The sequence below is a fragment of the Rhizobium ecuadorense genome (genome assembly GCF_001187535.1).
Taxonomy (GTDB): Bacteria; Pseudomonadota; Alphaproteobacteria; order Rhizobiales; family Rhizobiaceae; genus Rhizobium; species Rhizobium ecuadorense.
This window is the reverse complement of record NZ_LFIO01001839.1, coordinates 1-359: the sequence shown is the minus strand read 5'-3', so window position 1 is coordinate 359 and position 359 is coordinate 1. Positions and strand designations below refer to the sequence as shown.

At 50.1% G+C, this 359-nt stretch carries 1 pseudogene; it reads left to right on the top strand.

Annotated elements, in window-relative coordinates:
* Positions 1-284 precede the first annotated feature (284 nt).
* Positions 285-359: pseudogene (locus AF337_RS45960) on the top strand (Hsp20 family protein); the annotation flags it as partial.

Sequence of the window (359 nt, the reverse complement as noted above, 5' to 3'; positions counted from 1 at the left end):
CCGTCACACGGTCAAGAACGGCGCGCCTGTTGGCGTGACTATGAGAGCGCCTTTTCAACAATCGGCCTCAGAAAATGCCGTTCAGAAAACGGCAACTCATCAATGGTACACACAATTTTAGCACTCTAATGTCCAGAGTGCCAATTTTTGTCTCGGGTGCTCTTGAACCCTGAAAACTCCGCAACAAAATCAGTTTCGTCAGCCGCCACTAACGGGGCTGAATTGGTGGAGACGCAAGTTTCCAATGCGTCTTCATTCCATGTTGCTTTACGGAGGATATGGCTATGAGAAACGAATTCGACTTCGCCCCCCTTTACCGGTCCAGCATCGGCTTTGACCGCGTTTTCAACCTCCTCAAC